Origin of the sequence: Anaerovorax odorimutans (assembly GCF_024459955.1) — a bacterium.
In the GTDB taxonomy this organism is placed as follows: domain Bacteria; phylum Bacillota; class Clostridia; order Peptostreptococcales; family Anaerovoracaceae; genus Hominibacterium; species Hominibacterium odorimutans_A.
The window spans coordinates 37466-64289 of sequence record NZ_JANFXK010000011.1 but is presented as its reverse complement, the minus strand read 5'-3'; the positions used below and the strand labels follow the sequence as shown (position 1 = coordinate 64289).

The following is a 26824-nucleotide window of genomic DNA, read 5'->3' as shown; positions in this document are numbered from 1 at the left end:
AATGGAAGAAAGAAAAGCAGCGGCTGAAACTCAGGAACTGAGACGTGTTTTAAAGCTGCCGACGCTCGTATGCCAGGGACTTGCTTACCTTTGTCCCGCATGCGTATTCATGTATTTTGGAATCATCAACCAGCTTTCGGGCGGTCACTTCCCGCTGGCAATTATCATTGCGGGTATAGCCATGACGCTGACCTCATTGAGCTACGCCAAGATGTGCAGAAAATACCCAGTAGCAGGATCAGTGTACAGCTACACCAGTAAGTCCCTGGGGCCCAGGATCGGTTTTTTAGCGGGCTGGACGATTATGCTGGATTATTTCCTGCTGCCCATGACCTGCTATCTGGGAATCGCTCTTTACACAAATGCCATGATACCTGCTATCCCCACCTGGGTGCTGATTATCGCAGCAGTAGTATTTGTTGCGGTTTGTAACTACATAGGGGTAGGCGTTGCGGCATTCCTGAATAATATCAATGTTGTAGTACCCATCATCGCAGTGCTGGCGACGCTGGCGGGAACCATCTGGTTTATCTGTGAGGGAGGCGGAGCCGGGACCTTATTTTCAGGAAAAGCGATCTATGACCCTTCAACCTTTGATCTGAGTACGACCATGACGGGCGCAGGAATTCTGGCAATGGTATTTGTCGGATTTGACTCAGTAACGACTTATTCGGAGGAAACGGTTAACCCGGAAAAGAACATGCCCCGGGCTGTGGTAATTGTATGCATCGGCGCGGCAATTGAATTCTTCCTCGTAGCCTATCTGATGAACTGCGCATGGCCCGATGCGATTACAACCATGTCGGATCCCGATACGGCTACTTACGAATACTATGTTGTGATCGGCATGGCCTGGATGAACAAGGTTTTCGTAATCTTCAACATTCTGGCTTCGATCGGATGCTGCATAGCAGGACAGGGAGCTACAGCAAGAATCCTCTTGGGAATGGGCCGCGACGGATTTATTCCTAAGAAGTTCTTTGGTTATGTACATCCTAAGTTCAAGACACCTTCTAGAAACATTCTGCTATCGGCGGCAATCGGCCTGACTGCTTTGATTTTCCAGGATAGTTTGACCAATGCCATGTCCCTGGTAAGCTTCGGAGCTCTTACAGGATTTATTCTTACAAACATTTCGGTAATCGCAAGATTCTGGGTTCGCGACAGGCAAAGGGGCGGCGCAGCGGTTTGGAAATATGTGATTCTTCCTGCGATCGCAGCAGCATTTTGTGCATACTTATGGATCAGTTTGCCGGTGGCTGGAAAGATCGTTGGCTTTTCATGGCTGGCAGTAGGCGTTATATTCCTGGCAATCAAGACCAAAGGATTCAAGGAATTGCCGCCGGAAATGGATCTGTAAACGTTACTGCCGATTAAAAAGAGGAAACTATGATAATATTGAACAATGCAAAAATATATACGGCCAGGAAGGAAAATTTGTGGGCGGATACGCTCGCTTACGATGACGGAAAAATTGTTTATGTGGGCAATGGAATCGGTAAAGACAATAACTCCATTAATGCAAATAACTGCAGCGTTTTCGATCTGAGAGGCAAAACCGTGCTTCCGGGGTTTATAGACAGCCACATCCATCCCGGGGCGGTAGCAAGGAGTTCATGGCACATAAAACTTCCATGGACGGAAAACGTAGATGAAGTTCTGGGCTTTATAAAAACTTACGCAAAGGCGCATCCCAAGGAAGAAATCCCGTTTCTGTATTTCGAGTATTATCCCACGTCCATGTTTGACGAAAAAGGACCGACCAAAGAGCTGCTGGACACGGCAGTATCCGACAGGCCCTGCCTTTGTCAGGACTTTGGGGAGCATTTATGCTGGCTCAATTCCAAGATGTTGGAACTTCTACAGGTTGATGCCAATACCCCTGACCCCAGCGCGCTGGAAGTCTTTGTGAGAGACCGGGAGGGCAATCCTACGGGCTGGGTCAAAGAAATGGCCTGGGCGCATTTTGCGGAAAATATGTTTCGCTCCATAGATTGGCGTCCTCCGGAAACCCTTACGGCAAAAAGCTTAACCCCTTTTTTTGATTTCCTGGGCTCTCACGGGATAACCGCAATGTGCGACGGATTCATTGAGGCAGATGAACAGATTCAGTCTATCTACGAAATGGATCGGGCCGGTGAGCTGAACGTTTATTATGATGGGATGGTGAGATTCTGGAGCTATGAAGATCTGCCGGAGAAAATAAGCAAGCTGAGGCGTTATCAAAAGCTGTACTCCACCAAACACATTAAAATTAATACGATGAAGCTGTTTTTAGATGGAACGAATGAGAGCGGGAACAGCGCTTCTCTCCACCCGCATGTGAACGATCCGGACAATTACGGAGAAATCATGATGGAGACCGAAGAGCTGACCAAGTGTTTTGTCCTTTGCAATGAAGAAAAGCTGGATTTGCATATTCATATGGTGGGGGACAGGGCCTTTCGGGTAGGATGCGATGCTGTAGCCGCAGCGCAGAAAATCGCAGCGGCAAATGGGACTCCGTGGGTGTGCCAGCCGGTATTCGCTCATTGCGAGATCGTTGATCCGGAAGACATGCCCAGACCTGCGGAGCTTGGAATAACCATCAACTGGAGCTGCCACTGGTCAGGCGGATATTTTGGTGAAGAGGCTATGAATTACTATACGGAGGAAAAGTGGAGACGAATGTATCAGTTTACCCCCTTCCTTGACAGCGGTGCTCTGGTAGCCTTTTCAAGCGATGTGGTTACATTCTACGAACTGAACAGAGCAGATCCGATGTTTGGTATCCAAGTGGCGAACACAAGGATAGATCCGCAGGTACCCTTGAACCCGGCGAAATATCCCAACAGTATGAGGCCCCCGGAGAGCGCCAAACTATCACTGGACGTGCTGCTCAAAGGGTACACCTTATCCAGTGCGAGGCAGTCCCATTGGGAAACGATCATGGGTACTCTCGAAGAGGGGAAGCTGGCAAATCTGTGCGTGCTGTCCAATAATCCATTTGAAGTCCGGCCAGGTGAAATCGGGAAGATTAGTTTTGAGACAGTCATTTTTGAAGGGGAGGTAATTCATGGCAAATTATAACGATTATCGGGCGGTGATAAAAGAAATACCCGAATATACAGTGTATTACAAAGATTATTATGTGAAATCGCTGGCGGATTTTCTGAATATCAGTCTTGAAGACAATTTTCTGCAGGACCTTTCTGATAAAGTAATGAATGAAAATCCTGATATCGCCTTAACGGAACCCGATTACAACGTTATGCTATATATGGACGGTGAATTCAGGGATAAAGATTTGCACTGCCGATTTTGCGATGCGGTTACGGCTGCGGGCAGAGACTGTGCGGACTATAAGTTTACGACGCTTGAAGGGGCAACGGCAGTGACAGTGCTTCACAGGGGGGCGTACAGTAAGCTGGGAGAAGCACACGCCTTTGCTCAGAAGTGGATCAAAGAAAACGGATACAAGCAGACGGGTTTTGCCCGCGACAGTGCCATAGACGGATGCTGGAACCGGGATTCAGAGGAAGATTATCTGATGGAAGTTCAAATTCCCGTGGAAAAACGATAAAATTAATGGATATGAGAAAAATCCTTTTTGCCCGCCAGCCGGGGTTTTAACGCCTGAATATCAATAGTTACAAGAAAGCGGCACAATTTTGATAGTTTCACAGCGATTTTGAAAACTAGAAACGGCTGAATATCAATAGAGCGTATTCAGCCGTGCTGTTTTGATACTTTCCCCAGGATTTCGCCGTGTTTTTTTCTGAAAGTATCGCTTGAATGTTAAATAATTGTATATTGCGATATTCTTTCTTATTTTCCAAGGACAATTCAGTCCAAACTATCATTTTTTCGCTTTTTTCGGAGGCCCTGCGATATACTCCAATTGAGCCACCGGAGGCCCCTCCTTTTATAAGTTCCAGTCTACCAAATTGGGACAGTTTCTCAAGTAAATCCTATAGTGACATTATCACAAGTTAACAAGCCTGGTTAAAAAAGTAGACCTTTTTAACCAGGCTTCTTGTTGCGGTGCAAAAGACAAAATCCCTAAAAAAGCGCCAAAAAACCTTCTCGAAAAAGTATAGCATAGCTGGCGAATTTTGTCTGCTTTTCTAGCCAAAGATGTAAAATAACAGCGTGATCGGTAAAAAACTGAAACTTTTCGTACTTTGCGGTACAGAAAGCGTATGGAGGAGCAATATGCGCAGTGCATATGAATCAGAGGATTATGGATGGAAAATTTGCAATCAAATTAAGACATATCTGTACGAAACAGGAAGGGCGACGTGAAAGCCTGCATAATGTTTCCATTACGATTCAGCAGGGAGAAGCAGTGGCATTCCTGCAGAAAGACAGGACGCAGGAACTGTATTCCTGCCTAAAGAATCTTCTGTCCAGATCAGAGGAACCAACCTTTGGAACCCTTCGAATCAATGGGCGTATTAAAGCCCTGGAAAATGGGCCGGGTTTCTTTCATGTCAACACCAGCGGCAGAAAAAATATTTACCGAAAAGGGGCTGAACAGGGCCTGGAAAAAATAGAAATTGAAGAGATGGAGGAGGAAATCCTGACTTTTGCGGAGTTAGGAGATCTGATAGATGAACCGGTAAAATCGTATTCGGAAGAGATGAAAATGCGTCTGGCCTTTGCAATTACGTACTGCATGAGAGATGGCATTCTTCTGATGGATCCGAATTTCGCCTTGAAGGAAACGGTATTTCTGCAAAAGTGTCAGAAGAAACTGGAAGCTTGGATTCAGACCGGGGGAACACTTTTACTGGTTACCAATTCTGCGGATGCGGCAGATTTTTTTTGTAAACGAGGAATTGTCCTGAAAAACGGCAGACTCGTGGAAGATAGTGAAATTAATGAGGCACTGGAGAGCTTTCAACAACTTTAGTGCTCTGAATCATACAGGCGGTAAAATGAAACAACAAATATGGAATAAAGTTAGATATCCAATTCTGATCGGACTGCTTCTCTTAATGCTCATCAGCTTTTTTTGGGGAGGGGAGGCAGTTTATGGCGTTCCGGAAAAGGACAGCGCCGTGCGGCTTTCCAGTTTATCCATTGATTGTGGAGAGCTGGCACCGGAATTTTCTCCAAATCATTATGAGTACCACGTATACCTTGAGAAGGATTCTAAGACAGATAGCTGCCGTACAACAGCAAGAGTCAGTGATAATTCCTTAAAGATCGCGGCAGAAGGTCCTGCAAAGCTGAATGGAAAAGATGTGAAAAAAACCGTTACCGTAACAGCGGCAAATGGGAAAAAAACAATTTACACCATTCAAGTGCATTTTGTAAAAAAGCTTGAAATTCTTTCAAAAGGAAAACTGTATGTACCGCAGGAAAAACCAGATCTGGCAGCTCTGCCACACGGCTTCACATATTCTGAACATAAGATAAAGGGACAATCCATTACAACAGCGGAAAATTCGAAGGAACATCTGATTTTGCTCCAATATGCAAATGACCTGGATGAAAGGGATACACGCTGGTATGCTTACGACCCAGGGGAAGATGCGCTGAATCACATAGAAATAAAAACAATCGACGGAGAATCATATATTACCGTACCATCTGAAAAGGAACTGCTGTATGGAGGCGGTGACGAGCAGGCAGGGTATTACCTGTATGACTCCGGACAGGGGAAAATCCAATCGTTATCGAAAGATCAGCAATCCTATGCGGCCAAATATATTGTGATTGGAGGAGCAATAATCACCCTGCTGCTGTGCGCGATTCTTATCATTGCCCTGAGAAATGGAAGGAAGCTTCGGAAGGAACAGATCCGTTATTTCAGTCCGCATCTTTCCCTGGAAGAGGCAGAAGACAGCAGACAGGAGGAAGGAGACTAATAACCGGTGCGTTCAGATAAAAAACATAAGAAAAAGAAGCAAAAAGAGAAATGGGAAGAGGACTATCTGGATACGCTGTTTCTAAGCTGCTTTGAAGAACCGCATACAGAGGCGGAAGTTTGCCGCAGGATGGAGTTTGACAGTGATCTTCGAATCTCCGGCAGTCGGAGCTGGGTGAGCCGGCTGCTGAAATCCGGTTATCTGAAAAAAGAAAAATTCGTAGCGATTACTTCTACAGCAAAGGGCAGAACGTTTTTGTCCGAAGCGGTTATCTCAATTACGGAAAAAGGAAAAGTCTTTGTGGAAAAGCGGAAGGATTTCCTGCTGTTTTTCGACTTTGCCAGCCCCTATGTACGAATTTCTGATTACCAGAAGTGGAAACATCGTACTGGGAAGTCCGATTTTGATACCGTGATGATTTCCCTGCTGATGAGCAGGCTGAACCAGCATAGAAAGCGAAACGATTACCTGGGAGTCCAGAATCTTTTCTATGAGATCGGGGAATTGTATGAGCGGCTTTCCTGCAAACCGCAAGCGCTGTACAGCTATCTGAGTGCCCTGTATTTTGAGGTCAGCGGACTGGACTATTACGGGTATTTCCTAAAATATATTCGGAATCGGATGACCCGGGAGGAGCTGCAGGACAGCTATGAAGGTTTGTATCTCAGCCCGGAAATTCGCAGACGGCTGCAGGGCGTCAAAGATGAATACCGGGAGGGTTTGGTCGAGCAGATTTATCGAAAGTTTCCGGTGAATATGCATCTGTCCACCAAGAAGCAATTTCAAAAGCTGATCCTTGAGATTTTAGAAAACCGGTTCTCCAATTACAGCTGGCAACCAGTATTTCAAGAAAACTTTAATCGGATGATATCTGTAGCGGATGAATATAAACGGAGATAAGAAATGATGATTATGGATGAACTGGAAACCATTCATATGTTGGGTTACAAGATTTATTCGGGAAGCCGCAGGAAACTGGTAGAAAAAATCAGATATGATTTTCAGCATCAGCTTTCTAACATCGTATACGCCATCAATCCGCTGAAGGTCATGCTAGCATGTGAAAAACAGGAGGTTCGGGAGGTGCTGCAAAGCGCGGATATTCTGATTCCGGACGGTGTGGGAATTCTGCATGAAGCTAAAAAGAAACAGCTTCGGATTCAGGAGCGAATAACCGGAATCGACTTTATGCATCAGATCTGCATGCTGTCCCTGGAACTTGGCGCTTCGATTTTTATTTATGGCGCATCCCAGGAAAATCTGGTACAGGCAGTAGAAAATTTAAAAAAGCTATACCCAGGCATCCGTATTGCTGGATATGTAAACGGATATGAAACGGATACGGAATCCGTCAACCGCCTGATCAATGAAAGCAAAGCGGATATTCTGTTTGTGGCCTGCGGGAGCCCCCTGCAGGAATTATATATACATGCCAACCGGGACGCTCTGCCGAATGTGAAATTCTTTCTGGGCGTAGGGGGTTCGGTGGATGTGATTTCCGGGAATGTCAAGCGGGCTCCGGTCTGGATCCAGAAGGCCAATATGGAATGGCTGTATCGAATCGTATTTCAAAAAAAACGGTTTTCGCATATTATGTTGATCCTGAAATTTTTATATATGAATCATAAGTTATAGGAGAGGAAACAGAAATGAATGTAAGTGTAATCGGACTGGGGTATATTGGGCTGCCGACGGCAATTGCGCTGGCGATGAACGGCTCGAAGGTAAAAGGGTTTGATGTATCGGAGGATGTTGTAAAAAAACTGAATAGAGGGCAGATACATATTGTGGAGGCAGGGCTGCAGCCTTTATTTGAGCAAGTGCTGAAAAATGGGATGTTCCAGGCCTTTGATACTCTGCAGGAAAGCGATGTTTACATTATTTCCGTTCCAACACCTTTTAAAAACGATGAAAAAATCGCCGATCTGTCCTATGTGGAACAAGCGGCCCGCTCTGTGGCAGCGATTTTAAAAGAAGGCGATTTGGTTATTCTGGAATCCACAGTGCCTCCAACGACTACGAGAACTATGACCGATATTTTAGAACAGGAAAGCGGCCTTGCAAGAGATCGGTTTTATACAGCTCACTGCCCGGAGCGGGTGATGCCGGGAAATATCATGTATGAAATGCAGAACAATGATCGGATTATCGGGGCAGAACGGGAGGAATCCGCTCTCAAGTCCAAAGCCCTGTATGAAACATTCTTAAGGAAGGGGAACATCTTTCTGACCGATGATGTAATGGCGGAACTGTGTAAACTGGTTGAAAATTCGTATCGGGATGTCAACATCGCCTTTGCCAATGAACTGTCTATGATTTGCAGTAAGCTCCGGATTGATACGAAAGAACTGATACAGCTTGCGAACCGGCATCCGAGGGTGAATATTTTATCGCCGGGAGTCGGCGTAGGAGGCCACTGTCTGGCGGTGGATCCCTACTTCATTGTGGAACGGTTTCCCAAGGAAGCGCAGCTGATTCATGCGGCAAGAACGGTCAATACTTTTAAGCCCCATTTTCTGGCGGAAAAAATCGCTTGCAAACTGGGAGAAACGAAAGAACGGCCGGTAACCATTTTGGGAATGAGCTATAAGCCGGATATTGACGATTTTCGGGAGAGCCCGTCGGTGGTGCTGGCAAAGGCCCTGCAGGATAGAGGATATTTGGTACGAGGCTGCGATCCGAATATAAAAGAAGACATAGTAGAAGGAATTCCGATGGTTTCCCTGGAGCAGGTACTCTCTGGTCCGGATTTTTTGGTACTGGCACAGAAGCACAAGGAATTTATGGATCGCAGGCAGGAGCTGGAAGCAGCGGACTGCCTCTGTGTGTAAGTTCAGGAGGCGGAAAGTGAAATCATTGATCCTCAGGTTAAAGCATCTGACTTGGCGCAGAGTGCTCAATAAAGTCGGACAGATTCTGTCAGGAATCATGCAAAGCTTCACCATTCGACCTGTTCCGCAGAAGAATTTGGAGCTGATGCAGAAAATTGAGACAATCGCCGGGAGCATTGCGGACTCCAATGGCAGCGCCTACTACAAAAAGTCCGAACTGACCATTGGCATCCTTACGGATGAGTTCATGTATAACTATTATAAAGATGCTGCGGGGTTTGTTGCGATTCCCTATGAGCACTATCAGGAATTCATTGATAATGCGGGGCTGGATATGGTCATGTACGTGAGCTGCTGGAGGGGGATGTACCAGAACGACTGGTATGGAGATGAGCGGCACGGCGAAGTACCGAAGCTGATTCGGTACGCCAATGAAAGGAAGCTTACGACGGTTTTTCAGTCGATTGAGGATCCAACCAATTATGACCGCTACCTGCCGATTGCCAGAGAATGCGATTATATTTTCACAACCGATTTGGATTGTGTGGAACGTTATAGACAGGATACGGGAAACTCCAATGCGTTTCTGCTGGAATACGGAGTGAATCCGCTGTTCCACAATCCCATTGGAATGAATCGAAAAAGAACGATGCAGGATGTCTATGACTGTTCTACCGTATTCTTCGCCGGAAGCTGGATGGAGCGGTATAAAAAACGTTGCAGAGATATCAATCTGCTGTTTAAGGGGGTACTCGACAGCGGCCACAATTTGATGATTGCTGATCGGAATACAGAGGTAACTCTTCCGGGATACCGGTTTCCAAGAAGATACCGTCCTTCTGTCATACCTGCCGTCCCTCATACAGTCTTGCAGAAGATACACAAGCTGTTTGACTTTAATGTGAATATCAACACGGTGCAGGACAGCCCGACCATGTGCGCCATGAGAGTGTACGAGCTGCAGGCGCTGGGATGCCTGATGCTTTCCAACTACTCCCTGGCCGTTTCGGAATGCTTTCCGGGCGTGTTTCTGATCAATCATTCCGAGGAAGTGGGAGAAATTCTGGATGGATATACGAAGGAAGAACTGTATCGGATGCAGATTGAGAATCTCCGGAATGTTATGTCTGATAAAACGGTCTTTGACCGGCTCAACACGATCTTTGAGAAATGCGGTGTGAACCACAGGTTCCCGGTCCGCCAGATAACCGTGGTGTGCAGGGCAAAAAGCGAATCGATCCGCCGCATGTTCAGCCAGCAGAGCTATGAAGAAAAAGTGCTTTTGACTGTGGAAGAGGATGAGGAGTGCTTCACTCAGGACGGGTTTGTGGCCTGGTTTGACGAGGACTATGAATACAGCCGCCATTATCTGACCGATATGATGAACGCCTTTAAATACTGTGATGTGGATTTTGTCACAAAAGACTCAGAGGCAGAAGGGGAAGAATATGACTTTATCCGGCAAACTGCAGACTTGGGCCTTACGGTCATGACAAGAGCAGCTTATGAGAAAATGAGGAAGCTGCAGAGCGAGACAGTAACCGGAAGGGGTTTTAAGCTGGATCCTTTTGAAGTCAATGAGACCAGGCAGATCACAGGGCAAAGAAAAGAAATTGCTGTTATTGTTCCAGTTTACAATAACGGCACGTATCTGCAAGGGAGGTGCTTCCGTAGTCTGCTGAGGAGCAGTATCTTTGACAGGATGCAGATTTACCTGATCGATGATGGCTCTGACGATCCCCATACCCTGGATGCGATCCGGGATTTGGAATGTCGGTATGATAATGTAACGGCCTATTACTTTGAAACAGGCGGCAGCGGCAGTGCGGCAAGGCCGAGGAATAAAGGGGTAGAGCTGTCGATAGAACCTTATATTACTTATTTGGATCCGGATAATGAAGCGATTAACGACGGCTATTCAAAACTCTATGACAAACTGAACCATACAAATGCGGACATGGCCTTTGGCGCCATTCTCATGCGGGCCACCTCAGAAAAGCTGATGCGAATCGGATATTTGTTCAAAGACCAGAAGATCGAACAGCCGAAAGAACTGCTGCTTTCGGAAAACTTCAGAAGCCAGAGTATCCAGGCATGCTTAATCCGGCGTGAACTGATTACGGAAAACGGACTGGAAAATCCAGTGGGCGCTTTTGGAGAGGATACCTGGTTCTTCCATGAACTGATGCTGAATGCGCAGACTGTCTATTATCTGAACGTGCCAATCCATACTTATTACGCTCAGAGGATGGACTCCTCCATCAATGATGTGGGAGAAGGTTTCTTTCGTAAGTCCCTGATTTTAGAGGAGTATCAAGTGCGGAGACTCAGAGATTATGGTTTACTGGGGGAATATATTGAACGAAAGCTGGATTTCTTTGTAGTTAATTGGTACATCGATAAATTGCAGGATACGAACCAGGAAGAGAGGAACGCATGCATTCAAGTCATCGATCAGATTGTCCGGCTGTACGGAAAGACAATTGAGGACTATGCATGGCAATTGGAGGAGCAGAAAAAATGTTCATCAGAGACTTAAAACGATATTCAAAATATGCGACTTACTCGGCAGTTTCCGAATTAAAATCCCAGGTGGCCGGGTCGTATTTGGGCTGGATGTGGTGGGTGCTGGACCCTCTGCTGTTTATGCTGGTCTACACCTTTGTCGCAGCCTACATCTTTGGGTGCGAAGTGGATAATTTCCCTCTGTTTGTTTTTCTGGGACTCACGATCTGGAACTTTTTTGGTTCTACAGTGGAGGGCTGCGTCGGAATCATCAACTCCTATTCAGCGGTTACTAAGAAGGCATATATCCCCAAATTCATTCTGGTGCTGATGAAGCAGTTCGAAAACTTGATTAAGATGCTCATCAGCGTTGGGATCTCCCTAGTTACGATTGTGGTTGTACAGATTCCGGTTACCCTGAATCTATTGGCCTTTATTCCAATCCTGATAGTATATTTTGTGCTTGCCTTTGGAGTGGGGACCATCTGCGCCTATCTGGGGGTATTTGTTTCCGATTTAAGTCATGTCATCTCTATTTTTATGAGATTTTTATTTTATCTGTCCGCGGTTTTTTATCCGCTAGATCGGTTTGGAGAAGGGCTTTTGAATATCTATAATATGATCTGCCCGACCGGATTCATTATCGTTCAGTTCCGAAACGTTATGATGTATGGCTTTGGGGCGGATTATTTCCGGCTGTTTTACTGGCTGGTTATCGGGCTGATATTGAGTGTTGTCGGAGTTTCCCTGTTGTATCGGGGAGAAAAGGATTTTATGAAGGTGGTGTTCTAATGAGTGGAATTGATACAGAGTTGGCAATTGATGTAAAAAATGTAACTATTGCCTACCGCAATACGACAGCGGTCAATTATCGGATCTTTTTGAAAAATATGCTTAAACCCAGGAAAAAACAAATTTCCGCCGGCAACGATTTTCAGGCAGTGAAGAATGTTTCCTTTAATGTCAGAAAAGGAGAAACCATTGGTATTGTGGGAGAAAATGGTTCTGGAAAAAGCACGCTGCTTGGCGCTGTTGCCGGAGTTTACGGAGTGGATAAAGGGCGGATCACTGTCCGTAGCGACCACTGTTCCCTGCTGTCTCTTGGAACCGGCTTTCAGTCCCGGCTCTCCGGATATCAAAATATCTTCTTGTCCGGATACGCCATGGGATTCAGCAAGGAGGAGATTCTGGCGTCCCTCGATGAGATCATTGAATTTTCCGAGTTGGGGGATTTTATCCAGAAACCGGTGAAAACTTACTCCAGTGGCATGTATTCTAAACTGGCCTTTTCCATCAGCTCGGTTCTGACACCGGAGATATTGCTGGTAGATGAAATTCTGTCGGTAGGAGATATTCGTTTTCGCCAAAAAAGCTATGCCAAGATGAAACAGATGATTACAGATGAACATCGCAGTGTCATTATCGTCAATCACTCGACGGAAAGCCTGAGGGGTCTATGCAGCCGGATTCTGTGGCTCCATCAGGGTGAAGGAAAGATGTTTGGAGAGACGGATGAAGTGCTGGATGCGTATCGGAAGTTCATGGTGGGATAAAAGGAGCGTGCAGTATATGGAAACAAAATATTTTGATCGGATTAGTGAAGGCTATAAAGGTGAACTGGGAACAGAAGTTATGGAACAAGCAAGAAAAAGAATTGACTGGATTTGTGCAAAAACTAAGGGGAAAACAGTTCTTGATGTTGGCTGCTCCCAGGGAATTACATCGATCCTGTTGGGACGCTGCGGAAAAAAGGTAATAGGAATTGACAGTGAAATCAGCAGGATTCAGTATGCGGAAAAAGAACTTAAGGAAGAACCTGAATTGAAAACAAATGTAAGCTTTCTGTGCGATGATTTTCTTGACTGTAAATTTGAAAAGAAGTTTGACTGTATTATAATGGGAGAATTTTTGGAACATGTTTTTGATCCTAGTTTATTTTTGGATAAGGCGATGAGTTTTCTGGAAGAGAACGGAAGACTCATTGTAACCGTTCCTTTTGGTATAAATCCTTTTCCAGATCATAAGCGTACCTATTATTTTGCAGAACTGTTTTATCAAATCAATGAAAGAATCTGTGTTAATGATGTGTGCTTTTTTGGTGGATGGATTGGTTTCGTTGCAGATAAAAAAATCCAGGGTAGCGATATAGAGATTAACCGTGACCTGGTGCGAAAATTAGAAAACAGTTTTTTTTACGTGGAAAATAAAAAACAGCTTCGGATTGATCAACTAGCATCACAGCATGATGAAATCAAAGCAAAGTTGGAAGAAGTAAATCAACAGGTAGAACAATTAAAGAAGAAGGTTTCTGAGTTAGACGAAAAAAAAGAGACTGTAAACGAATTAACTCTCAAATTGCAAAAGGTGTCTTGGGAAGCGGAGCATTATAAAAATGAAAGTGCTTCTAAGGAGGAAACTTTTTTACTAATAAATCAAGAATTGGAAGCGGCGAGAACTTATATAAAGGAGCTTAGTAAAGATAAAGAGGAAAAAGGGGGGAAGATCGAGGGACTTTATGAAGAACTGGAGCGGGCTGAAAAAAGATTCCGTCTGATGTCGCAAACGATGTCAGATATACAGGTAGAACGAGAACAAAAAAAGCAGGAAGTAGAAAGATTAAGCGCGATCGATAAAAAACTACAACATGAATTGAAAGCCGCATATATCAAACTCAATAATGCCGAAAAGACTATAAAAGATTTAACAGCAGAGAGTGCGGAACAGGATAAAAAAATTGATAAAATGCATAAAGAATTACAGAAGACTAGGGAAGATGTTGATGCAACTACTATAGAACTGAATTCCAGACAGATGGCGTTGAATGGAATCATGACAGATCTAACAACAAAAGAAGAGATATTAAAAAAATATAAGCAAGAAATAGATGATATAAATTCGAAATTTATAAAAGAAAAGAAAAATTTGCAAACTGAGAAGGCTTCTCTGGAACGAAAATGCAAAGAAATGAATTCATTGCTGTATAAAGCAAAGAAATTGAACACTGCTTATGAACGGCTCATAGAAGTTAAAGTATATAACTATTTAAGGCATTTAAAAAGAAAATTATTGCAGAAACTGAAGAAGGAAACTAAAGAAGAATTAAGTGTTGAATCCAACAATGTAATGCAGCATTTAACAGAGTCTGGCAAAATGGCAGAAGAAGATTTATTCAGTGAGAGTAAATTAAAAGAAATAGAGCGTGAAGCAGAATATTTAAGATTATTAAAGAAAGCAGAATTAATTCCAGATAGTAATGGGCAACGATATTATAAAAAGATAGACATTAGAATAGGAATTATATGCGATCAGATTTTTTATGATTCTTTTTATAGTGCAGCTGACTTTATATATATATCGCCAGACAATTGGGAAGATATACTCAGTGAAATAGACTATTTACTTATTTTGAGTACCTGGAATGGATTGCATAATAACGAGTGGTCCGGTATAGCTACAGAAGGAACGAATCGGCGCAAAAGGGTAAACGAAATCATTAGAAATGCAAAAAAAAGAGATATTATTACGATTTTTTACTCTAAAGAAGATCCAGGACATTATAATGATTATCTTTCTATAGCCAAACAATGTGACTATATTTTTACAACAGAAATTGATGTAGTTGAAGCATATAAGAAGGATTGTGGAAATGAAAACGTTTTTACGCTGCAATTCGGGATAAATCCGGTATTCCATAATCCTATTGGCATAAAAAATGTAGAGAAAGAGAGCGGTGTAATCTTTTCAGGCTCATGGATGAAAAGAATAGAAAACAGGTGCAGCGATTTGTCAATGCTCTTTGATGGTCTCATCAAAGAGGATATTGAATTGAAAATTATAGATAGAAATTATGACTTTCATTCTGATGAAAGATATGCATATCCTGAAAAGTATTTTCGCCATGCATACAAAAGCATACCTCATGACAAATTACAAAAAGTGCATAAGCTTTTTGACTGGGCAATCAATATTAATAATATAAAATATAGTCAAACTATGTTTGCTAATAGAGTTTATGAGCTTCAAGCATGTGGAAATCTTTTATTATCAAATTATAGTGTGGGTGTTAATAGTTGTTCGCCTACCGTATTTTTAATATTTAATGAAGACGAAATTAAAAATATTATAAAAAACATGAATGAAGAAGAAATCTATGAACATCAGGTTTTTGGCATTCGCTCTGTAATGAGTGAGCATACTTGTTATGAACGAATATTTGAAATGATGAGGCATGTAAAAGAGGCCATGCCATTGATGATTAAACGTAAAGTCGCAGTTATTATAGAGAAAGAATCACAATGTCTTATTGATATGTTTAACTGTCAAACTTATGAGGAAAAAGTTCTGTTTCATATAAATGATGTTACCGATAGAAGCTTAGAAGATATAGATATAATCACATTTTTCAGTGATGAAGTGGAATATGGAGCATTTTATTTAGAAGATATGATTAATGGATTTAAATATACCGATTCAGACTATATAACAAAACATACATATATTAAAAACGGAGAATTGGCGGGAACAGGGGAAGAACATTCTTATACAACTAGAATGAATAATAAATACATGACAGTATTTTGGAAAGAGTCTTTTGAAGTAGATAAATTACTAAATCTACACGGCGTACAAAATATACCTAAAGGTTACTGTATTGATCATTTTAATTGTAGGCAGATCAATTCAGAAGATAAGCCTAGAAGCAACTATAAATTATCTGTAATTATACCAATCTATAATAATGGAAATCATTTGTACGGAAAGGCATTTTCAAGTTTAGTGCGTAGCTCTATGTTTGATGACATGGAAATCATTATGGTTGATGATGGTTCAACAGATAATTTTACACCTAAAATGATAAATTATCTCAGCCAGCGGTATAGTAATGTAAAAACTTTTCTCTTTAATGATGGTGGAAGTGGATCTGCATCCCGGCCAAGAAATAAGGGGATTGAACTATCAACTACGGAATATATAACCTTCTTAGATCCAGACAATGAGGCGGTCAATAATGCCTATTATAAACTATATCGACAGATAAGAGGGAAGAACTATGATTTTATTTGCGGTAGCTCTATGTATGCCGGTGAAAATTGTTGGATTTCGGACTTTTATAAATCATATATGCATAAAAAATATAAAAACGGTATTGTGAGAAGTGGTGGCGGGAAAAAATTGTTAGTGGATACAAATTTTTCGGGAATAAGTATGCAGGCAGCTATAGTCAAAAAGCAGTTCTTAAAACAGTATGATTTGTATCAGATCAATGGAGCAGCAGGAGAAGATACTTTATCATCATGGGAATGGTTTACATGTGCAGATACTTTTGAAATAAATAGTACGATGGCTCATATATATTATGCTGCGAGAAGTGGTTCAATTGTAAATAGTATTAATATATCATTTTATAAAAAATATTTTGCAATAGAAGAGCCAAGAAAATCATTTCTTGAACAGCATGGGCTGCTAAATGATTATATGAATAAAAAGTTCAACTCGTATTTTGAAAATTGGACACTACAGCATCTGATCTATTTAAAAGGAAATGATATTGAAGCTTCAATTATAATAGTAAAAAAAATTTTTGATTTATATCGGGATAACTATAATGGTAAAAGTGAGATAATAAATCATTTTGTAGATTTGTGTGATAGAAAAGAACTTATAAAGGCGCAGGAATACATTAAAGATATCTTCCAGAAGAATTAGCTAGTTTCAAAAAAGCCGGAAGTTATACAGTGAGCTACTATATCATGACAGACTTGGGTGAAAATCAAATGTATAGCTTTAAGAGGATTATGATAAAAGAACACTAAGGAGAGAATAATGCGAGAGCAAAACAATATGGAAAAGAAAGGCACTTCATATATTGCAGCAACAGCTCAAATAGGAAAAGACTGCGTCATAGGCAGGGATGTGGTGATACACCACAACGTCGTACTTTATCCGGGGACAAGGGTTGGCGCCGGGACGGAGATTTTTGACGGTGCCGTGATAGGCAGGCCGCCCAAAGGAGCAGGGAATTTGGTTCATAAGCTGGAATCAGACTTCGAACCGGTGGAAATAGGGACAAGCTGCGTAATTGGAAGTAATGCAGTGATATATGCAGCAAACAGACTGGGAAATAATGTATTGATTGGAGACGGGGCGCAGTTAAGAGAACATGGGAATATTGGTGACAATGCATTGATCGCACGGCTATGTACAACAAACCATCATGTTACAGTAAAAGAAAACTCCAAAATCATGGATATGACACATATTACTGCGCGGACAGTGGTCGAAGAAGAGGTGTTCGTGGGGGTAGGGGTTTGCTCTGCCAACGATAATACTATGAGGATAAAAGGAAATGAAGTAGGTGAAGCGACCATAATCACACTGAAAAAGGGATGCAAGATAGGGTCAGGAAGCACGCTGTTACCAGGGGTAACCGTTGGAGAGAATGCGGTGGTAGGTGCAGGTGCTGTTGTGACAAAAGATGTGCCTGAGAATTCAACAGTTATGGGAGTTCCTGCAAGAGTAACGGAGCAGGGGCATGGGTGATATCAGGAATTTTAGTGTTGGTGATAAGGCTGCGATCAAACAAAAGGTGACGGAACAGATAATCGGGGACTATGCAGACATCTCTGGAGACAGAAACCCGATCCATATGGATACTAAATATGCTGAAGAGACTGTTTTCGGCGAAAGAATTGCACACGGCTTATTTTGTCAGGCTCTCGTTTCCAATGTAATAGGCAATAAATTGCCTGGAGAGGGGGCTATTCTATTAACGGAACGGATTAATTACAGAAAACCGGTTTATATTGGTGACGAAATAGAGTGTGTCTGTGAGATTAAAGAGATTCTATCGGAAAAAAATCAATGTTTGATTGCATTTGATTGTATAAACCAAATGAAGGAATGTATTTTAGACGGTGAAGCGTTGGTGCTTTTACTATAATTTGAGAGGGCAGCAGGAAAGTTTTGATGAAAGAATTATTACATAAACTTGAAAGAGCACGGAAAATTTTAGAAACCAGAAATATAATCTGCATAACATCGGATTTGGATTGGGCGTCAGAATATGCAGCTCGTAAAGCCTTTGAATATTTTGATGAGAATAAAGTGAAAATTACGGCATTCGTGACCAATCCCAACCCTGCAGTGGACGAATATGCAGAAAAAGGAACAATTAGGATTGGCATCCATCCCAATTTTATGCCTGGAAGCAGCCAGGGAAGCAATTATGATGAGGTAATTGATTATTGCTTCAAATTAGTGCCGGAGGCGGATTGTTTCAGAGCGCATCGTTACTATGATGTGAATGACACGATGGACAAGCTTACAAAACGAGGGATTCTTTATGAATCAAATGTATGCACCCTCATGGATATTGTGCCGCCGTTTCTTCATCGGTCAAAGACAATCAGTTTCCCGATCTTCTGGGAGGATGGAGCTTTCCTATATTACTCAAATGACTTTGACTTTTCCCTTATGAAAAGGCAGCTGTTGTCGCCAGGGTTAAAGGTGATCAATATCCATCCTATGCACCTGTTGCTCAATACGCCGTATTTCTCATATACAAGGGAAATTAAAGACAGGTTGACCAGAGAAGAATGGAATCAGATGGACGAGTCTGCAATACAGAAACTTTCTTATCAGGGAGAAGGTATTGCAACTTATATTGACAAGATTATAGAGACGATATCAGTGAACCGCTTAGAAACGGCTTTTTTAGAAGAGATTTACCAATGGATCCTTGCCCTTTGATGAAAAAGCAAACTCAGAAAATAAAGAAGTAGAAAAAACCATGAAAAAAATAATGTTAATTTTCGGCACGCGCCCAGAGGCGATCAAAATGTGCCCCTTAGTAAACGAATTAAAAAAAGAAAAAGAACTTGAAACAATTGTCTGTGTTACAGGTCAGCACAGGCAGATGCTGGATATGGTACTGGACGCTTTTGAAGTCACGCCGGACTACGATCTTTCCATTATGAAAGAAAAGCAGACCCTTTACGATGTAACGGACAGCGTCCTGATAAAGATGAAGGAAGTGCTGGAGATCGCAAAGCCGGATGTGGTACTTGTCCACGGAGACACTACAACAACCTTCGCAGCGGCGCTCTCATGCTTTTATCAGCAGATTGCGGTGGGCCACGTTGAGGCAGGCCTGCGAACCTACAATCTATACTCTCCGTTTCCGGAGGAATACAACCGGCAGGCAACCGGCATTATTGCGGACTATCACTTTGCTCCGACCCAGGCCGCAAAAGAAAACCTCCTTCGGGAAGGAAAAGAAAATTCCCATATTTATGTTACGGGAAATACCGGAATCGATGCGCTGAAAACAACCGTAAGGAAAGAATATCACCACCAACTTCTGACCTGGGCGCAAGACAGCCGCCTGATTATGCTCACCGCTCATCGAAGAGAAAACCTGGGCGAACATCTTTACAGTATGTTCCGGGCGATCAAACGAATTGTAGATGAAACTCCGGATGTAAAAGTCATTTATCCGGTGCACCTGAATCCGGTCGTTCGAAAAACGGCGCAGGACGTGTTCGGTGATAATACTCGGATCTGCCTGACGGAGCCCATGGAGGTCATTGATTTTCACAACTTTCTAGCGCGCGCCTATATGATTCTGACTGACAGCGGCGGGGTTCAGGAGGAAGCGCCGTCTCTCGGAAAACCCGTGCTGGTAATGCGGGATACGACAGAACGGCCGGAAGGAATCAAAGCGGGAACGCTGCGGCTTGTAGGAACAGAGGAAGAAACGATCTACAGGAATTTCAGGCAGCTTCTGGATGACAGGGCTGAATATGAAAAAATGAGTCGGGCCAGCAATCCCTACGGGGATGGCAATGCCAGCCGTAGAATCGCAGACGTGCTGAAATCAATTTAATTAAGATAGAAAAGAGGAACCCACCATGAAAAACGATAACCGAAAACTACATATTCTGCCAAATTCAATCGGGCTGCTGATTCTGGAACTGATCGTTTTAGTCGCGGACATCGTATTTCTGTCTCTTCTGGCGGTGCTGGACATTCTGCCGATGGCGGCCAATATCTCGGTCTTTGTGATTATAATCTTACTGACCGCATTGATATTCAAACTGTTAAACAGTAGAAAGGAAGGAACGAAACAGCGAAAAACAGGCGCTGTTATATCCGTTCTGCTGATCCTGCTTCTTGGTGTAGGATGCTTTTATCTGTTTACTACCTATGAGGTTTTTCATAATATGAGCGATGAGGACAAACAGTATGAATCCTTTTACGTGGTAGCGCTAAAGCATGGCGATTATAAAAAGCTCAGTGATATTGAGGGGAAGACAGTTTTTACATATGAGAGCCCTTCTTCATCTTACAAAGAAGCACAGGAGACTCTGAAAAAAGAGACAGGTGTAAGCTATAAAGAAGTTGGCGGATTTATGAAACTGCAGACAACTCTGATTGATGGAAAAAAGAACGAACACGATCGGATCATTTTTCTCAGCAGCAGCAATTATGATATGATCTGCGAATATACAAAGGGATTTGAAGAAAATACAAGAATTATTCATCAGGTTACAGTCGATATTCAAAATAAAGATCTGGCAAAGAGGGTTGGAATAACGGAAGAACCCTTTAACGTTTACATCAGCGGAATCGATACCTATGGCGGAATCGGTAAGGTTTCACGAAGCGATGTTAATATGATCATGACGGTGAATCCGCAGAACAAGCAAATTTTGCTTACTTCTATTCCGCGGGACACTTATGTTAAGCTCCATTCTTATGGACAGCTGGACAAGCTGACCCATTCCGGGATTTATGGCATTGATGAAACTGTTTCTACAGTCGAAGACTGGCTGAATCTGGACATTAATTACTACATTCGGGTTAACTTCACATCGCTGCAGGATATTGTGGATGCGATCGGCGGAATTGACGTAACATCGCCGCACGCCTTCAAGTCGTCGGTATCTGAGTATTCTTATACGGAGGGAGTCAACCATCTGGACGGCGAAGCGGCTCTTTTCTTTGCCAGAGAAAGAAAGTCTTTTTCTGATGGCGATCAGGAACGGATTAAAAATCAACAGCGTGTGTTAAGCGCAATTTTGGAAAAAGTGACAGGCAGTAGCGTGATTCTAACAAAATATACGCAGCTACTAAATGCGGTTGGAGATGAAATTCAGACCAATCTGGCACAGAAAGATATCTCGTCTCTTGTGCGAACGCAGCTTTCGGATTTGGGGGACTGGAATATTGAAAGTATTTCCATTACCGGAAAGGGAACCTATGATTCGACTTACAGTATGGGAAGCAGACAGCTTTATGTTGTGGTTCCGGATGATGCGTCTGTAGAAGCAGCACAGGAGAAGATAGAAGCGAACATGGGAAGTAAGTAATCTTTATCCACCTTAAGGTGCGTTAATTACACAATATTTTCCGAGCTCTCCAAAGCTGATTGATGAGATAGAACAAAAGTCGGCTTCGCAGGATTCTTTTTAGTGGTCGACTTTGTTGATATTCCCTACACAATAAAATAGAGCGGGGGCGTTTAGAAACCCTCCGCTCTTTTACTTTTTTCACAACAGTATCCATCCCGGCCATTTGCGGCATAATGGATATGAGAAAAATCCTTTTTGCCTGCCAGCCGGGACTTCAACACCTTTGCCCACCAGCCAGGGTTTTAACGCCTAAATATCAATAGCTACAAGGAGGCCGCACAATTTTGATAGTTTCACAGCGACTTTAAAAACTAGAAACGGCTGAATATCAATAAAGCGTATTCAGCCGTGCTGTTTTGATACTTTCATCAAGATTTCGCCGTGTTTTTTTCTGAAAGTATCGTTTGGATGTTAAATAATTGTATATTGCGATATTCTTTCTTATTTCCCAAGGATAATGCAGGCGAAACTATCATTTTTTCGCTTTTTTCGGAAGACCTACGATATTATCCAATTGAGCCGGCGTTGCCGTAAGATGCAATATACATGAAACAGGCACGTTGCAGCTCGCAAGTTATGACTATTTTGCCACATATCCGCCATCTACCATGAGAGTTGTTCCCGTTGTAAAGGATGCCGCGTCGGAGGCCAGGAACAGGTAAGCTTCAGCGACTTCAATCGGCTGGCCGATTCTGCCGATGGGATGCGCTTTTGTAAATTCACGGCAATACTCATCCATGGTTTGCCCATTCTGACGTGCGTCTTCCTCGGCCATTTCGGTCAGGATATATCCGGGAGCAACAGCATTGACCCGGATGTTGAAGCCCTGTTCCCCGCAGTATAAAGCGGCGCAGCGGGTCATAGCCTGTACTGCGGCTTTCGTGGCGCAGTATCCGAAAAAATCACTGTCACCCACAACTCCATCGACGGATGCGGTGCTGACGATCGCTCCTGGTTTACCGTTTTCTGCGATCGCCGCGATTCCCAGCTGCATGCCGTAATATACGCCGGTCTGGTTGGTGGCGACTGTCTTGTCCCATGTTTCGTCGGAAATTTCTCCTAAGTTTTCGCGAAAGCTGATCCCCGCATTGTTAATTAAAATATTTAATTCACCAAATTTTTCTTTGGCAAAGGCGATTGCCTTCTCCCAGCTTTTCCTGTCCGTTACGTCCAATTTGCAAAATGCCGCCATATCGGATGCTTTGGAGTTCAATGCTGTTTCCAGAGCTATCCCGTCATTTTCATTTCTGCCGCAGAGGATTACCTTTGCGCCTTCTGAGACGAAGAGCTCCGCGGTCACCTTACCGATTCCTTTTGTCGCACCTGTTATCAAGGCTGTTTTTCCTTCTAATCGTTTCAATTTGTCCAGCTCCTTTCTTCCTGCTGCTATTATAATGCGCTCTTTAAGGGGAAATAGCAAGCTTGCTTTGCAAGACGGCTCTAAAGATTTGTACAATTTTAATTGAGTACATAAAAAACGTGTGCATGACGGAATCAAAGATTCCTATGCACACATGTCGCCCGCAAGGGGCGACGCTTTGCAATGTGCGTTCTTTGAAACTTCGTCAATATCGCCAAAGGCGATATTTCCTACGTTATAAAAAAGTAACCGCCCGAGCTAAGGATACGGTTACTTTAAACCAATCTGGCTAACCGTTTTCAACGGTCTCCATAATCATCAAACATTGAAAAGGAAATGCATCACATCCCCATCCTTCACTTCATAGTCCTTTCCTTCCGAGCGGATCAGGCCCTTTTCTTTGGCCGTCGCCAGATTGCCGCCGCACTCGATCAGCTTATCATAGGCGATGGTTTCCGCACGGATAAAGCCCTTCTCAAAATCCGTATGGATTTTACCGGCAGCCCCCGGCGCTTTGGTGCCGCGGGTAATGGTCCAGGCTCTGACCTCCGGTTCGCCGGCCGTCAGGAAGGAAATCAGATCCAGCAGGTGATAGGATGCCTTCACCAGCTTGTCCAGGCCGGATTCGTCGATGCCCAGCTCTTCCAGGAACATGGCCTTTTCCTCTTCGTCCAGCTCAGAAATTTCCGCTTCAATCTTAGCACAGATCACAACCACGTCGGAGCCTTCGGTTGCCGCAAATTCGCGAACAGCTTTTACATACTCGTTTTCCGAATCAGCACCGGCCTCATCCTCAGAAACATTGGCAGCATAGATGACCGGCTTGTAGGAAAGGAGATCCAGACTTTTCACAAATTCGTCCTCTTCCTCAGTCAGCTCCATGGCCCGGGCGGAGCGGCCGCTGCCGAGGAAGTCGGCGATTTTTTTCAGCAGATCCAGCTCTTTTTGCAGGCTCTTGTCACCCTTGAGGTTTTTAGTGGTTTTCTGGATACGGCGTTCCAGAATCTCCATATCGGAGAGAATCAGCTCCATATTGATGGTTTCGATATCGGAGAGCGGGTCGATTTTTCCATCCACATGAACAACATTGGGATCCTCAAAACAGCGGACCACGTGAACGATAGCGGCCACCTCGCGGATATGGCCAAGGAACTTGTTGCCCAGGCCCTCACCTTTGGACGCACCCTTAACCAGCCCGGCGATGTCATAAAACTCAATCGTCGTATAGACGGTTTTTTTCGAATTATACATTTCATGAAGCACTTTCAGCCGCTCGTCGGGGACCGTTACCACTCCCACGTTGGGTTCAATGGTACAGAAGGGATAATTGGCTGCTTCCGCACCTGCTTTTGTGATTGCGTTGAATAACGTACTTTTGCCTACGTTAGGCAAGCCTACAATTCCTAATTTCATTTCTTTGACTTCTCCTTTTTCCAGCGATTATATAAAAATACGTAAATAGCGATAAATACTATGATGACGGAAAGGCTCAGAACCTGGGCCTGCTTAAAGGGCCCGATCATTAGCGAATCCGTACGCAGACCTTCCACAAAAAAGCGTTCCACAGAATACAAAATTCCGTAGAGCAGAAAAATCTGGCCTTCGAACTGACGGCGGTTGTCGATATAGATCAGGACAAAGAACAGAAGCAGACACCAGATGGACTCATACAAAAAAGTCGGGTGATAAGTCTGTCCGTTTACCGTCACTGCCCAGGGAAGATCAGTGGGACCTCCGTGAGCTTCGGAATTAAAGTAATTTCCCCAGCGGCCGATGGCCTGCGCCAGCGCTACCGAGGGGATTGCCAGATCCATGACGTTGAGCGGGCGAATCTTCCAGATTATGCACAGGATCGCCGCCGCGCCCAGCCCGAAGATCAGGCCGCCGTGAATGGCCAGTCCGCCCAGCCTGGTATTGATGATTTTCAGAAAATCACCGCTGTACTGCTCCCAGTTGAAAGCAACGTAATAAAGCCGTGCTCCGATGATTCCCGCAGGGATACAGATGAGGACAAAGTCGAGGATTTTTTCCGACTCCAGCCCATGGCGGGGTGCCCGCCTGTAAGTTATGATCGTTGCCAAGACAATCCCCGTGGCAATGAGGATGCCGTACCACATGACATCAATGCCAAAGAGCGTGAAGGCAACAGGATTTGGTATAGGCATAAAAGTTACCTGAATTTAACCTTCCTTTTAATTTCATCATGGCCTCTTCTTTATGCGAAGAAGCTATGTAATGCGGATGCCCCGGTAAACTACGCAAGAAAAGATGCGAGCCGAAGCACCACATCTTTTGATAATACGATAAATCTCAGATTACTGCAAGTCCTGCGGCGGTTTTCTGTGGAAAACACCACTCACCGGACAAAGTGGCCAGCCAAAGCTTTTTAAGCAATGTGCATATTTGTTCAACACCGGAGTCATTTCAACTTACTTGTTGGTGTATTTTCAAGGCTCGTGGTCCCTGATCCTGTTCGAAATCGCCTTTTGATTGAGTTTCTAGCGCTGCATGCTCCGTATCCTTGAAAAAAGTTCAACAAGAACTTGGTTTTTCGCTGCGCGTTGAGAAAAATCGCAATTTGCCTTTTGGGCAGGTTTCATATAAACAAGCCCAGTGGGAAAATCAACCTTTCTCAGAGCCTCTATTCCATAACGTTTGTACCAGTTTTTGAGTTTCAACACCCAGATATCAATAGGTACAAGAAAATAGCGTAACTTTGATAGTTTCACAGCGATTTGGGAAAATAAAAGCGGCTAACTATCAATAGAGCGGATTCTATCGCGCTATTTTGATAGTTTTACGAAGATCTTACCGTGCCCTTTCCTGAAAGTATCATTTAACCTTGAAATAATCGTACCTTGCGACACTCTTTCTTATTTTTTAAGGATAATCCAGGCGAAACTATCAATTTTCCATTTTTTCCGGAAACCATATGATATTCTACTTGATGGCAGCACCGTACTAATCCGGCCAAGCCCGCATCATCTGCGGACTGCGACCGAGCCGCGACCGGGTTGCGGTAACTTTTCGAAAAAATGAGACAAAGTTACGCAAAGTTGTGGGCCAGCGGGTACTCGAAACCGTAAAAAATGAAAATTTGTGTTGCCAGCCGTTTTGAAGGCCGCAGGATCGTTGAAAAATGCGTAAACTTTTGAAAAAAACAGAAAAAGTTACCGGATCTGCCTTTTGGTGAAAGGGATATGACTCGCTTACCGTACAATAGACCGCCGCCTTATCCACATTTCTTCTATTTCCTGCTTCTATTTTCCGTCCGGCATCTCTTTTGCCAGCAGCATCAGCGCATTGCCTCCGATTATGTACACGTCGTAGAGCTTTTCCGAATCAGGGTCCGAAAAGTCTTCCGTCTTGGCATCCTTTTGGGCTTTTTTAATAAACTCGTCAAGTTCGATGACCTCAGGTCCTTTTTTCTTATCCTTTATATAAGTAACTCTCGCTTCCGAATCCAGAGGCACCTTAGTGGAGATGTTCTTATCGGCAACGTAGTAACCGCTTTTGGAATAAGAACTTTCGACAATGACCATGCTTTCTACAGTCAGAGCATATTTGCCATCCCCTTCATCTTCAATCCGGATTGCGCCCAACTCTTTTTCGCCGCCGTCGCGCAGGATCTGATCCGCAAACTCACCTGACAGGTATTCCACCGTAATCTCCGGTTCCTCCAGATCATCACCGGTATGCGTCTGTCCGCACCCGGACAGAAAAACCAAAGCTGCCACAGAAACTAAAAGCAATATTCCTGCGAACTTTTTTCGTCTCATTTTTTCCTCCATACAAATATCCAGCCATACTCCAACGCACCGGCAAAACCAGCACCCGCACCCTCGCCGCGAAACCCGCCGC

At 43.6% G+C, this 26824-nt stretch carries 21 protein-coding genes; 17 read left to right on the top strand and 4 right to left on the bottom strand.

Annotated features, from left to right (window positions below; translation table 11 throughout):
* Nucleotide 1 precedes the first annotated feature (1 nt).
* The 17 genes from NE619_RS10740 (at nt 2) to NE619_RS10655 (ending at nt 21561) form a co-directional block, all read left to right on the top strand.
* Entirely contained in the window at nt 2-1360 is a 1359-nt protein-coding gene (locus NE619_RS10740; RefSeq protein WP_256132416.1) for an APC family permease, read from the top strand.
* Nucleotides 1361-1389: 29 nt separating this feature from the next.
* Nucleotides 1390-3069, top strand: coding sequence for an amidohydrolase (locus NE619_RS10735; RefSeq protein WP_256132415.1), 1680 nt, complete (start codon nt 1390-1392; stop codon nt 3067-3069).
* Nucleotides 3056-3562 (top strand): GyrI-like domain-containing protein, encoded by a 507-nt coding sequence (locus NE619_RS10730; RefSeq protein WP_256132414.1) that lies wholly within the window; start codon nt 3056-3058, stop codon nt 3560-3562. Before NE619_RS10735 ends, NE619_RS10730 begins: the two co-directional genes overlap by 14 nt.
* Nucleotides 3563-4222: 660 nt before the next feature.
* Complete coding sequence (locus tag NE619_RS10725) at nt 4223-4894, top strand: hypothetical protein (protein ID WP_256132413.1); 672 nt, start codon at nt 4223-4225, stop codon at nt 4892-4894.
* A gap of 25 nt (nt 4895-4919) precedes the next feature.
* Nucleotides 4920-5855 (top strand): cadherin-like beta sandwich domain-containing protein, encoded by a 936-nt coding sequence (locus NE619_RS10720; RefSeq protein ID WP_256132412.1) that lies wholly within the window; start codon nt 4920-4922, stop codon nt 5853-5855.
* A gap of 6 nt (nt 5856-5861) precedes the next feature.
* Entirely contained in the window at nt 5862-6755 is an 894-nt protein-coding gene (locus tag NE619_RS10715) for a hypothetical protein (protein ID WP_256132411.1), read from the top strand.
* Between the two features lie 3 nt (nt 6756-6758).
* Nucleotides 6759-7490, top strand: coding sequence for a WecB/TagA/CpsF family glycosyltransferase (locus tag NE619_RS10710; RefSeq protein WP_256132410.1), 732 nt, complete (start codon nt 6759-6761; stop codon nt 7488-7490).
* Nucleotides 7491-7504: 14 nt separating this feature from the next.
* Entirely contained in the window at nt 7505-8686 is a 1182-nt protein-coding gene (locus tag NE619_RS10705; protein WP_256132409.1) for a nucleotide sugar dehydrogenase, read from the top strand.
* Nucleotides 8687-8702: 16 nt separating this feature from the next.
* A complete protein-coding gene (locus NE619_RS10700; protein WP_256132408.1) occupies nt 8703-11225 on the top strand; it encodes a glycosyltransferase in 2523 nt (840 codons plus the stop codon).
* The gene (locus NE619_RS10695) at nt 11207-11983 is read left to right on the top strand and encodes an ABC transporter permease (RefSeq protein WP_256132407.1); all 777 of its coding nucleotides are present in this window, start codon (nt 11207-11209) and stop codon (nt 11981-11983) included. The genes NE619_RS10700 and NE619_RS10695 overlap by 19 nt, the downstream gene beginning before the upstream one ends.
* The gene (locus tag NE619_RS10690; RefSeq protein ID WP_256132406.1) at nt 11983-12744 is read left to right on the top strand and encodes an ABC transporter ATP-binding protein; all 762 of its coding nucleotides are present in this window, start codon (nt 11983-11985) and stop codon (nt 12742-12744) included. The genes NE619_RS10695 and NE619_RS10690 overlap by 1 nt, the downstream gene beginning before the upstream one ends.
* A gap of 16 nt (nt 12745-12760) precedes the next feature.
* Nucleotides 12761-16897, top strand: coding sequence for a glycosyltransferase (locus NE619_RS10685; RefSeq protein ID WP_256132405.1), 4137 nt, complete (start codon nt 12761-12763; stop codon nt 16895-16897).
* A 117-nt stretch (nt 16898-17014) separates the two neighbouring features.
* Entirely contained in the window at nt 17015-17731 is a 717-nt protein-coding gene (locus NE619_RS18880; RefSeq protein WP_305146614.1) for a DapH/DapD/GlmU-related protein, read from the top strand.
* A complete protein-coding gene (locus NE619_RS10670) occupies nt 17724-18131 on the top strand; it encodes a MaoC family dehydratase (protein ID WP_256132404.1) in 408 nt (135 codons plus the stop codon). The genes NE619_RS18880 and NE619_RS10670 overlap by 8 nt, the downstream gene beginning before the upstream one ends.
* Nucleotides 18132-18157: 26 nt before the next feature.
* Nucleotides 18158-18940: a hypothetical protein gene (locus tag NE619_RS10665; RefSeq protein ID WP_256132403.1), complete on the top strand. Its 783-nt coding sequence runs from the start codon at nt 18158-18160 to the stop codon at nt 18938-18940.
* Between the two features lie 40 nt (nt 18941-18980).
* The gene (gene wecB, locus NE619_RS10660) at nt 18981-20075 is read left to right on the top strand and encodes a non-hydrolyzing UDP-N-acetylglucosamine 2-epimerase (protein ID WP_256132402.1); all 1095 of its coding nucleotides are present in this window, start codon (nt 18981-18983) and stop codon (nt 20073-20075) included.
* 25 nt (nt 20076-20100) lie between these two features.
* Nucleotides 20101-21561: an LCP family protein gene (locus tag NE619_RS10655; RefSeq protein ID WP_256132401.1), complete on the top strand. Its 1461-nt coding sequence runs from the start codon at nt 20101-20103 to the stop codon at nt 21559-21561.
* Nucleotides 21562-22183: 622 nt separating this feature from the next.
* Here the strand turns inward: NE619_RS10655 and NE619_RS10650 are convergent.
* The 4 genes from NE619_RS10650 to NE619_RS10635 form a co-directional block, all read right to left on the bottom strand.
* Entirely contained in the window at nt 22184-22963 is a 780-nt protein-coding gene (locus tag NE619_RS10650; RefSeq protein ID WP_256132400.1) for an SDR family NAD(P)-dependent oxidoreductase, read from the bottom strand.
* Between the two features lie 318 nt (nt 22964-23281).
* Nucleotides 23282-24376, bottom strand: coding sequence for a redox-regulated ATPase YchF (ychF, locus tag NE619_RS10645; RefSeq protein ID WP_256132399.1), 1095 nt, complete (start codon nt 24374-24376; stop codon nt 23282-23284).
* The gene (lgt, locus tag NE619_RS10640) at nt 24373-25128 is read right to left on the bottom strand and encodes a prolipoprotein diacylglyceryl transferase (RefSeq protein WP_256132398.1); all 756 of its coding nucleotides are present in this window, start codon (nt 25126-25128) and stop codon (nt 24373-24375) included. The genes ychF and lgt overlap by 4 nt, the downstream gene beginning before the upstream one ends.
* A 1095-nt stretch (nt 25129-26223) precedes the next feature.
* The gene (locus NE619_RS10635; RefSeq protein ID WP_256132397.1) at nt 26224-26742 is read right to left on the bottom strand and encodes a hypothetical protein; all 519 of its coding nucleotides are present in this window, start codon (nt 26740-26742) and stop codon (nt 26224-26226) included.
* Nucleotides 26743-26824 lie beyond the last annotated feature (82 nt).